We start from the raw sequence: 10,678 nt of genomic DNA on the forward strand, positions 1-10,678 counted from the left end.
AAGGCCGGGACGACAGCGGAGCTTGCCGCTAGCGCGGCGCCATGCGAATGGCACCGTCGAGGCGGATGGTCTCGCCGTTCAGCATCGGGTTCTCGACGATGTGGACGGCGAGGTTGCCGTATTCCGAGGCGTCGCCAAGACGGGCCGGATGCGGCACCTGGGCGCCGAGGCTCTTGCGCGCCTCCTCGTTCAGGCCCATCAGCAGCGGCGTCAGGAACAGGCCCGGCGCGATGGTGTTGACGCGGATCTTCTGGCTGGCGAGGTCGCGCGCGGCCGGCAAGGTCAGGCCGACGACGCCGCCCTTCGAGGCCGAATAGGCGATCTGGCCGATCTGGCCTTCATAGGCCGCGACGCTGGCCGTGTTGATGATGACGCCACGCTCCTCGCCGACCGGCTCGGCGGTGACGAGGCGCTCAGCAAACAGCCGCAGCACGTTGAAGGTGCCGATCAGGTTGACGTTGATGATGCGGGCGAACTTCGCGAGCGGATAGACGCCGTCCTTGCCGACGATGCGCTGCGAGCCGCCGATGCCGGCGCAGTTGACCAGCACGCGGGCGACGCCATGCGCCGCCTCGGCCTTGGCGAGGCCGGCCTTGACCTGCTCCTCGTCGGTCACGTCGGCATGAACAGCGACGCCCTTCAGCTCGGCAGCGACCTTCTCCGCGTTCTCCTTGCTCTGGTCGAGCACGGCGATCTTGGCGCCCTTGGCAGCCATGGCGCGCGCCGTGGCGGCGCCCAGGCCCGAGCCACCGCCGGTGATGAGAACGGCAACGTTGTTCAACTGCATGATGCGCTTCCTCCTTGGACGTTTTTTGTTTGCGAATAGCAAATGGGGAGTAGCGAATAGGGCGAACCTCTATTCGCTACTCCCTATTCGCCATTCGCCCTCTTCAATATTCCGCCGCAGATCAGCGCCTCCATGTGGGCGATGTACTGACGGCAGACATCATCGGTGACCGGGCCGACGCCGATCGCGCGCGACATCGCGTGGCGGCCGAAGAACAGATGATCGCAGGCGCCGATCAGGCTGGTATAGAACAGCACCGGATCCACGGCGCGGAACTCGCCCTTGGCGACGCCCTCCTCGATCAGCCGGCGATGGAAATCCAACAGCGGCGCGACGAAGAACTTCGACACTTCATCCGCGGCTTCGGCGCTGCTCTCGTGCAGCAGATAGTGGATCAGCCGGTTCATGTAGGGAAACCGGTGATAGGCGCGGATGATGCCGCTGATGTGCAGCTTGAGCTTGGCCGTCGGCGCAAGCGGCTGCGCCAGCAGATAATCGAGATTGGCGACCTCGGTCGCAGCATCGCGGGCGAGCAGCGCCAGCAGCAGCCCGTCCTTGTTGCCGAAATGATATTTGACCAGGGCGGCGTTGGCGCCGGACTTCTGGGCGATGTCGCTGAGCGAAATTTCGATCGAGGACCTCTGAATCATCAGCTCGCTCGCTGCGTCCAGCAGCTTCTCCGCGGTGGCATTCCGTCCCGCGGGAAGCTTTTCCGGCACGCTGTTCTGGAGCTGAGGTCCCAAGGCGCATCTCGCAATTGATCGCGGCAGATAAGCCGAAGCCGGAGTTGATCTCAAGAGTTAATTGATCGATTGACTAACCGACATTGGAGCATTTAAATCGCGCGCAATCACGAACACCAAGTCTAGGGAGGACACGTCATGGCGGAAGCCTACATCGTCGCGGCCGCACGCACGGCCGGCGGCCGCAAGGGTGGCCGTCTGGCCGGCTGGCATCCGGCCGATCTCGCCGCGAAGGTGCTGGATACGCTGGTCGAGCGCTCCGGCGCCGCGCCGGACCAAGTCGAGGACGTGATCATGGGCTGCGTCATGCAGACCGGCGAGCAGTCCACCAACATCGCGCGCAATGCGGTGCTGGCGTCGAAGCTGCCGGAGAGCGTGCCCGGCACCTCGATCGACCGGCAGTGCGGCTCGTCGCAGCAGGCGCTGCATTTCGCCGCGCAGGCGGTGATGTCGGGCGCGATGGATGTCGTGATCGCCGCCGGCGTGGAATCCATGACACGGGTGCCGATGGGCCTGTCATCGACCCTGCCGGCGAAGAACGGCTTCGGGCACTACAAGAGCCCTGGCATCGAGAGCCGCTATCCGAACATCCAGTTCAGCCAGTTCACCGGCGCGGAAATGATGGCGGAGAAGTACGGTCTCTCCAAGGATGAGCTCGACGAATACGCCTATAACAGCCATCAGCGCGCGATTGCCGCCACGCAAGCAGGCCACTTCAAGGACGAGATCATCCCGCTCGAGATCACCCGTGCCGACGGCTCGACCGACACCCACCACATCGACGAGGGCATCCGCTTCGACGTCAGCCTCGACGGCATCAGAAACGTCAAGCTGATCGCCGAGAACGGCAAGCTGACGGCGGCCACGGCCAGCCAGATCTGCGACGGCGCGTCCGGCGTCATGGTCGTCAACGAGCGCGGCCTGAAGTCGCTCGGCGTCAAGCCGCTGGCCCGCGTCCACCACATGACCATGATGGGCGGCGACCCCGTCATCATGCTGGAGGCGCCGTTGCCGGCGACACAGCGCGCGCTGCAGAAGGCCGGCATGTCGATCGACGACATCGATCTTTACGAGGTCAACGAGGCCTTCGCATCGGTGCCGACCGCGTGGCTGAAGGCAACCCGCGCGGATCCTGACAGGCTCAACGTCAATGGCGGCGCCATCGCGCTCGGCCATCCGCTCGGCGGCTCCGGCACCAAGCTGATGACCACGCTGCTGCATGCGCTGAAGGCCCGCAACAAGCGCTATGGGTTGCAGACGATGTGCGAAGGCGGCGGCATGGCGAACGTGACGATCGTGGAGCGGCTGTAGTCCTCGCTACAGCAATGGTGTCGTCCCGGCCTTGCGCCGGGACCCATACTCCCACGTGTTCGTGGTCGAGCTGAGCTGGAGTTCCAGCTCGCTTCCCAATTTCATTCGGTGGTTATGGGTCCCCGCCTTCGCGGGGACGACAGCCATCCTGATCAAGCGGTGTGCCCTCATGACCCACCCCTCCATCCACGCCCGAAGCCATCCCGACAAGATCGCCTATCAGATGGCGGGGACCGGCAAGGCCATCACCTATCGCGAGCTCGACGAGCTCTCCAACCAGGGCGCGCAGCTGTTCCGCGCGCTGGGGCTGAAGGCCGGCGACCACATCGCGTTCCTGATGGAGAACCGGCTCGCCTTCATGGAGATCGCCTGGGCTGCGCAGCGTTCCGGCCTCTACTACACCGCCATCAGCCGCTATCTCACCAAGGACGAGATCGCCTACATCATCAAGGATTGCGGCGCCAAGGTCTTCATTACCTCGCCGAAATGCGCCGAGCAGGTGCGCGACCTCGTGACCGGTGCCGCGGACGGCCCGCTGTTCTTCATGGTCGACGAGCCCGAGCCCGGCTTCCGCTCCTGGGACAAGGAGGCCGGCGCGCAGCCGACGACGCCGATTGCCGACCAGGTCGCCGGCTACGACATGCTGTATTCGTCGGGCACCACGGGACGGCCGAAGGGCATCAAGAAGGATTTCGAAGGCAATCCGATCGATCAGCCGAACCAGTTCCTGCGCGTGCTCTGCGCCGACATGTGCGGCATAAACGCCGACAGCATCTATCTGTCGCCGGCACCGCTCTATCATGCAGCGCCGCTGCGCTTCAACATGATGGTATCCGTGCTCGGCGGCACCTCGATCATCATGGAGCATTTCGACGCCGAGGAGTTCCTGAAGCTCGTCGAGACATACAAGGTCACGCAGTCGCAGCTTGTGCCGACCATGTTCGTGCGCATGCTCAAGCTGCCGGGGGACGTCCGCAAGCGCTACGACGTCTCGACCTTGAAGGGTGCGATCCACGCCGCAGCGCCCTGCCCGGTCGACGTCAAGGCGAAGATGATCGACTGGTGGGGCCCGATCCTGATCGAGTACTATGCTGGCTCTGAAGGCAACGGCGTCACCGTGTGCGCCTCGAAACAGTGGCTCGAGCACCGCGGCAGCGTCGGACGCGCCGTGGTGGGCAAGATCAAGATTCTCGGTGAGGACGATCAGGAAATGCCGACCGGCGAGATCGGGTCGGTGTATTTCGCCGATGCGCCGCAGTTCTCCTATCACAACGATCCGGAGAAGACGAAGCGCGCTTATAATGACAAGGGCTGGTCGACCCTCGGCGATGTCGGCTATCTCGATGCCGACGGCTTCCTCTATCTCACCGACCGCAAGTCCTACATGATCATCTCCGGCGGCGTGAACATCTACCCGCAGGAGACCGAGGACGTCCTCATCACCCACCCGGAGGTGGCCGACGTCGCGGTGTTCGGCGTTCCCAACGAGGAGATGGGCGAGGAGGTCAAGGCGGTGGTGCAGCCGCACGACATGGCGCGCGCCGGCAAGGCGCTCGAGGAGCAATTGATCCTGTTCTGCCGCCAGCATCTGTCGCCGATCAAGTGCCCGCGCTCGATCGACTTCGAGCCGGAACTGCCGCGCACGCCGACCGGCAAGCTGGTCAAGCGCCACCTGCGCGAACGCTACTGGCCGAAGAAGGGCGCGGCATAGCTCCAATAACGGTAGCTGTCGTCCCGGCCTTGCGCCGGGACCCATAGCCACCGCAGCCGATGATGCGAAGGGTATAAGCTCCAGCTTGGCGTCACATGAGCGCCTGTGGTTATGGATTCCGGCTCGCGCTCGCTTCGCTCGCTTGGCCGGGACGACGCGAGGAGAGTGCACGCCATGTCCCAGTCCCTTCCTCCGCTTCCCCTCCCATCCACGATCCGCTCGCGCTTCGTCGACGGCATCAACGGCCTGCGCATGCACGTGCTGGAAGCCGGCTTCGAGACGCCCGGCCGCCCCTGTGTGCTGCTGCTACACGGCTTTCCCGAGCTGGCCTATAGCTGGCGCAAGGTGATGCCGGCGTTGGCCGCCGCCGGATATCACGTGCTGGCGCCGGACCAGCGCGGCTATGGCCGCACCACGGGGTGGAGCGCCGACTATGACGACGATCTCGCGCCGTTTCGATTCACCAATCTGGTGCGTGATGCGCTTGGCGTGGTCTATGCATTCGGCCATCGCCATGTCGCTTCTGTCATCGGCCACGACTTCGGCAGCCCCGTCGCGGCGTGGTGCGCGGTGATCCGCCCCGATGTCTTTCGATCGGTCGTGATGATGAGCGCACCGTTCCCGGGGCCACCGGCAGCACCGTTCGACATCGCCGGTCATCCGCTCGCGCCGCAGGAGGATCCCGTGCATCGCGAACTGGCCGCGCTGCCGCGGCCGCGCAAGCACTATCAATGGTACTACGCGACGCGGCAGGCCAATACGGACATGCATCGGGCGCCGCAGGGACTGCATGACTTCCTGCGCGCCTATTACCATCACAAGAGCGCGGACTGGGCGGGCAACGCCCCTTACCCGCTGCAGGCGTGGAGCGCGAGCGAGCTCGCGAAGCTGCCGACCTACTACGTGATGGACCGCGACAAGACGATGGCCGGGACCGTCGCCGAGGAGATGCCCGATGCGGCGACGATCGCGGCGAATCGCTGGCTGCCGGACCATGAGCTCGCTGTCTACACCGCCGAATATGAACGAAACGGCTTCCAGGGCGGACTGCAGTGGTACCGCTGCGGCACGTCCGGCCTATTCGACGCTGAATTGCAGACGTGGTCGGATCTCACCATCGACGTTCCGTCTGCATTCATCTCGGGCCTGCAAGACTGGGGCATCTACCAACGGCCCGACGTGTTTGAGGCGATGCAATCCCGAGTGTGCACCAACATGATACTGTGCGAGCTGATCGATCGCGCCGGTCATTGGGTGCAGCAGGAGCAACATGAACGAGTCAATGAGCTCCTGTTAACGTTCCTGAACAGACTGACAGCCTGATTTCGGACGCCGTTTCGAACTATCAGGCGAATCGAGGAACGAACATTCGGGGTTGACGTTTCTGCATCCGGGCGATGCGCATCAGGAGATGATTTATGGATAAGAAGATCGCAGGCTTGTTGGGCGCGGTCGCCGCTGTCGGCGCGCTCGGCACGGCGCAGGCGTCGGCGGCTCCCGCCCCGACCGATGTCCTGAAGGCCAATTCCTACGCCGACCTGCTCGAGCCGATTCCGAACGCCGCCAAGGTGCTTCAAGCACTCGACGAGCAGGGACCGCCGACGGCCGAGCCGAAGGTTCAACTCGCGCAATGGTACCATCACCACCATCATCATCACCATCACCACCATGGCTACTGGCGCGGCTATGGCTATGGCTATGGCTACGGCTACGGTCCGCGCGTCTACGTGGTGCCGCCGCGGCGCTGGTATCACCACCATCACCATCATCACCACCATCACTGGTACTACGATCGCTACTGATCGCATCGCGATGATGGTTTGACGGGGCGCCGGCCGCGAGGTCGGCGCCTCTTTCATGTCTGCAGGGCGTCCTCACGATTTGCGCGCCTTCTCCTTCGCGGCGCGATGCAGGTGGCGGTAGGTGCCGTCGAACACCGTATCGGTGCTCGACACCCATTCGGTGTCCTTGGCGAGGACCGGCCGGCTGGCATGGATCCGGCGTGACTGCAGCTCGCGTTCCGCCGCCTCGTCGGGGCTCATCGGCTCGACCGTGAAGTTCGCCTCCTCGGGAATCACGATCACCTGCGCGAACGGCTCGCCGGGGCGGAAGATGTGGGTCCGGCCCTCGGCAGGCGCCTTGAACACGCAGAAGAACAGCATCGGCCAGAAACTGCGCACCAGCGCCGGCACGGCGATCGGGCAGGTATCGGTGCGGTCGGTGTAGAATCGCGGATGCGGCTCGGTCCGGATCGCAAAGCCGTTGGGCACCTTGAGATCGAGCAGGATCTGGTAGGTGTAGAAGGCATCGCCGAAATTGCGGAATGGCGGCCATTGCAGGCTCGGGCTCGGCGGCTCGCCCCAGTCGCCGGACAGCTCCAGCTTGCCGTCGCGCGTGGTGACCTGCAGCTCGAAGTCGTAGGGATAAAACAGCTCGATGCCATATTGCGCACCTTCCGAGAATGGTACGCAATGCCAGACCTGCTCATGCGAGCCATTCGCGCGTGGCTGGCGTTCGCCCGCCCAGCCCGGGATGTCCATCCGGGTGCGGCGCGGCGCCAACCCTGGATCGTTGAGCCGATATTTGACGCTATCCATTGGAACTCCTTAGGTGGCTGAGCGGAACGCGAACGACGGACTATCCTCGCAGTTCCATGACTGGAGCTTGAATGCGACGTCACGAAAGGGTTTCGCGACCAATCTGCGGCCGGAGTTTGACCGCGGTGCAGCAAATCCATATAGACTTTAGAAACGTTCTAAATACTCGAATGTTGAGAGCGAAAGATCCGGGGACCTTGGAATGAAGAACTTCGCCGACCTCACCGAGCGCGAGATCCTGGCAATCGCGATCTCTGCCGAAGAGGAAGACGGCCGCATCTATATGAGCTTCGCGGAGGATCTGGCGGAACGCTATCCGGATTCGGCCAAGCTGTTCGAGCAGATGGCCGAGGAGGAGAAGGGCCACCGCCACATGCTGCTCGAGCTCTATGAGGAGCGCTTCGGCAAGAACCTGCCGCCGATCCGGCGCGAGAACGTCAAGGGCTTCATGCAGCGCCGGCCGATCTGGCTGACCAAGAACCTGTCGCTCGACGCCATCCGCCGCGAGGTCGGCACGATGGAGTTCGAGGCCGAGCGCTTCTACGCCAAGGCCGCCGAGCAGGCCAAGGACGTCGGCGTGCGCCGGCTGCTCGGCGATCTCGCCGAGGCCGAGAAGGGCCATGAGAAGGTCGCGGCGAAACTGACCGACAAGATCCTCAGCCCGGACGTCCGGCACAAGGAGGACGAGACGCGGCGGCGCGTGTTCGTGCTGCAATATGTCCAGCCCGGTCTCGCCGGCCTGATGGACGGCTCGGTCTCGACGCTGGCGCCGCTGTTCGCCGCCGCCTTCGCCACACATCAGAACTTCCAGACCTTCCTGGTCGGTCTCGCCGCCTCGATCGGTGCCGGCATCAGCATGGGCTTCGCCGAGGCGCTGTCCGACGACGGCTCGCTGACGGGCCGCGGCTCGCCGTGGCTGCGCGGCGCCGTGTGCGGCGCGATGACGACGCTCGGCGGATTGGGGCACACGATGCCCTATCTCGTCCCGGACTCCTGGACCAACGCGTTCTGGATTGCGACCGCGATCGCCAGTCTCGTCGTATTCTTCGAGCTGTGGGCGATCGCCTACATCCGCGCGCGCTACATGGACACGCCGTTCCTGCAGGCGGTGTTCCAGATCGTGCTCGGCGGCATCATCGTGCTCGGCGTCGGAATTCTCATAGGAGCGGCCTAGCATCCGCACCCCGGCGTCTTGCGAAACGTCCAGCCGCGAGGCTGATGGCGCCAGACCGACCGCAACGGAAAACTCGTCATGACGCCACGCTTGCATTACGGCACGCCCGCGAAGATCCTGCACTGGCTGGTGGTGGCGCTGCTCGCCATCCAGTATCCGGTCGGCTGGCTGATGCCGGACCTGCACGCGAACACTCCCCCCGGCGCGCCGATGATCCTGCACATCTCGTTCGGTCTCACCATTCTGGCATTGATCGCCGTGCGCTTCGTCTGGCGGCTCACCCATCCGGTCGCACCGGAGAGCTCGCTGCCGCCCTGGCAGCGGCTGAGCTCGGAGGTCGTGCACTGGATGCTCTATGCGATGGTGCTGGCGAGCACCATCACCGGCTGGCTGTTCGCCTCCTTCCGCGGCTGGAGCGTGTCGTTCTTCCACCTGCTTCCGTTGCCGATGCTGGCCGCGCGCAACCCGGCCGGTAACCGCGCCATCGACGGGCTGCACCAGGCCTCCGAATGGCTGCTGCTGATCCTGATCGTCGTTCACGTCGCCGCCGCACTCGCGCACGTCTTCATCTATCGCGACCGCGTCATGCAGCGGATGCTGCCGGGCTAGAGGATAGTCCGCAATTTTGGTCAAGCGATCGCCATCCGCATCGGTTAAGACTCCCGGCAAACATCGCACCGGGAGGATCGACCTTGGCCGCACCGCAATGGACGTTCGCAACCGCCGTCGACACGGCGAAGGCATTGGCAGATCGTCAGATCTCGTCGGTGGAGCTGACCAGGCTCGCCATCGACCGCATCGAACGTCATGACTCCGAGATCAACGCCGTCTGCGTGCGCGATTTCGAGCGCGCGCTCGCTGCCGCTGACGTCGCCGACGCGGCGCTGGCGCGCGGCGAACGGCGGCCCCTGCTCGGCCTTCCGCTCACGGTGAAGGAATCCTACAACGTCGCCGGCCTGCCGACGACATGGGGTTTTCCGCAGCATAGGGATTTCATCGCGGCCGAGGATGCGCTGACGGTGAAGCGCGTGAAGGATGCCGGCGGCATCGTGCTCGGCAAGACCAACGTGCCGCTCGGGCTCGGCGACTGGCAGAGCTACAACGACATCTACGGCACCACCAACAATCCCTACGATCTCGGCCGCACGCCAGGCGGTTCGTCCGGCGGATCGGCCGCGGCACTGGCGGCCGGCTACGGCTCGCTGTCGCTCGGATCCGATATCGGCGGCTCGCTCCGGGTCCCCGCGTTTCATTGTGGCGTCACCGCGCACAAGCCGACCTACGGCCTCGCGGCCTCGCGCGGCCACACGCCACCGCCGTTTCAGCCGCTGCCGGGCGAGGCGGACCTCGCCGTCGTCGGCCCGATGGCCCGCTCGGCCGCTGATCTGTCGCTGCTGCTCGATGTGATCGCAGGCCCCGACCCGCTCGAAGCCGGCAAGGCGTTTCGCCTCGACCTGCCGCCGCCGCGTCACGGTCGCCTGCAGGATTTCCGCGTGCTGGTGGTCGCGAGCGATCCGCTGCTGCCGACCAACAGCGCCGTGCGCGGCGCGATCGAGCGGCTGGCGGCCGACCTCGCGCGGGCCGGCGTCAGCGTCACGACGGAGAGCCCGCTGCTGCCGGACTTCGCCGCATCGAGCCGGCTCTACATGCGCATGCTGCTGGGCTTCATCGGCGCCACCATGCCGGCGGAGGTCCACGCCGGCGCCAGCCACGCGGCCGCGCAATTGCCGAAGGAGGCAGCGAGCCTCGCGGCGGAGCGGCTGCGCGGCATCGCGCTCAGCCATCGCGACTGGGTGCAGGCCGGCGGGGCGCGGGCACGGCTGCGCGCGCAATGGCGAACGCTGTTCGAGCAGTTCGATGCCGTGATTTGCCCGATCATGCCGACGCCGGCCTATCCGCACGACCATTCGGCCGACCAGGAGCAGCGCCGCATCAGCATCGACGGCGTCGAGCACTGCTACACCGATCAGCTCGCCTGGCCGGGCATCGCCACCTTGCCCGGACTGCCCGCCACCGCGATTCCGCTTGGGCTTGCCGACGGCCTGCCGGTCGGGGTGCAGATCGTCGGTCCGTACTTCGAGGACCGCACGCCGCTCAAGCTCGCCGAGCTGATCGAGCGCGAGTTCGGCGGCTTCGTCCCGCCGCCGCGGTTTGTGGACTAGTTAGCGATCGGACTTCTTCAACAACGCCTCGCCAGATTCCGCCGTCGTCCTACATCGTCATGGCGGGGCTTGACCCGGCCATCCATCTTCCAGAGAGGCTGGATGCCCGGGTCAAGCCCACGGCTGTCCGGTTTAGACTGAGTGGACAAGGCGCATGGCGTGGATTCTTCTACGGTCTTGAGCATCGCCAAAT

The 10,678-nt window shown here is 65.1% G+C and carries 10 protein-coding genes; 7 read left to right on the forward strand and 3 right to left on the reverse strand.

From position 1 onward, the window contains the following. Window positions 1–28: 28 nt before the first annotated feature. Together QW868_RS32225 and QW868_RS32230 are read right to left on the reverse strand one after the other, a co-directional pair. The gene (locus tag QW868_RS32225; protein WP_316232444.1) at window positions 29–787 is read right to left on the reverse strand and encodes an SDR family NAD(P)-dependent oxidoreductase; all 759 of its coding nucleotides are present in this window, start codon (window positions 785–787) and stop codon (window positions 29–31) included. 83 nt (window positions 788–870) lie between these two features. Further along, a complete protein-coding gene (locus QW868_RS32230; protein ID WP_315753583.1) occupies window positions 871–1,530 on the reverse strand; it encodes a TetR family transcriptional regulator in 660 nt (219 codons plus the stop codon). Between the two features lie 138 nt (window positions 1,531–1,668). Here QW868_RS32230 and QW868_RS32235 point away from each other — a divergent pair, with 138 nt between their 5' ends. The 4 genes from QW868_RS32235 to QW868_RS32250 all read left to right on the forward strand — a co-directional run bounded on the left by QW868_RS32235 (window position 1,669) and on the right by QW868_RS32250 (window position 6,354). Then, window positions 1,669–2,841 (forward strand): acetyl-CoA C-acetyltransferase, encoded by a 1,173-nt coding sequence (locus tag QW868_RS32235; protein WP_316232445.1) that lies wholly within the window; start codon window positions 1,669–1,671, stop codon window positions 2,839–2,841. A gap of 169 nt (window positions 2,842–3,010) precedes the next feature. Further along, window positions 3,011–4,552, forward strand: a complete 1,542-nt coding sequence (locus QW868_RS32240) for an acyl-CoA synthetase (protein WP_316232446.1) — start codon at window positions 3,011–3,013, stop codon at window positions 4,550–4,552. A gap of 252 nt (window positions 4,553–4,804) precedes the next feature. After that, a complete protein-coding gene (locus tag QW868_RS32245; protein ID WP_316232450.1) occupies window positions 4,805–5,875 on the forward strand; it encodes an alpha/beta hydrolase in 1,071 nt (356 codons plus the stop codon). 95 nt (window positions 5,876–5,970) lie between these two features. After that, window positions 5,971–6,354 carry a hypothetical protein gene (locus QW868_RS32250; RefSeq protein ID WP_315797112.1) on the forward strand — a complete coding sequence of 128 codons (384 nt, stop codon included), beginning with the start codon at window positions 5,971–5,973 and terminating at the stop codon, window positions 6,352–6,354. Between the two features lie 72 nt (window positions 6,355–6,426). Here QW868_RS32250 and QW868_RS32255 read toward each other — a convergent pair whose 3' ends face one another. Beyond that, window positions 6,427–7,149, reverse strand: coding sequence for a hypothetical protein (locus QW868_RS32255; protein WP_315753591.1), 723 nt, complete (start codon window positions 7,147–7,149; stop codon window positions 6,427–6,429). A 202-nt stretch (window positions 7,150–7,351) separates the two neighbouring features. On the opposite strand from QW868_RS32255, the gene mbfA reads away from it, so the two are divergent. The 3 genes from mbfA to QW868_RS32270 all read left to right on the forward strand — a co-directional run bounded on the left by mbfA (window position 7,352) and on the right by QW868_RS32270 (window position 10,485). Beyond that, complete coding sequence (gene mbfA, locus QW868_RS32260; protein ID WP_315713729.1) at window positions 7,352–8,323, forward strand: iron exporter MbfA; 972 nt, start codon at window positions 7,352–7,354, stop codon at window positions 8,321–8,323. A gap of 78 nt (window positions 8,324–8,401) precedes the next feature. Next, a complete protein-coding gene (locus QW868_RS32265) occupies window positions 8,402–8,932 on the forward strand; it encodes a cytochrome b (protein ID WP_316232447.1) in 531 nt (176 codons plus the stop codon). Between the two features lie 83 nt (window positions 8,933–9,015). Next, the gene (locus QW868_RS32270; protein WP_316232448.1) at window positions 9,016–10,485 is read left to right on the forward strand and encodes an amidase; all 1,470 of its coding nucleotides are present in this window, start codon (window positions 9,016–9,018) and stop codon (window positions 10,483–10,485) included. Window positions 10,486–10,678 lie beyond the last annotated feature (193 nt).

Origin of the sequence: Bradyrhizobium sp. SZCCHNR1051 (genome assembly GCF_032489615.1) — a bacterium.
Classification (GTDB): Bacteria; Pseudomonadota; Alphaproteobacteria; order Rhizobiales; family Xanthobacteraceae; genus Bradyrhizobium.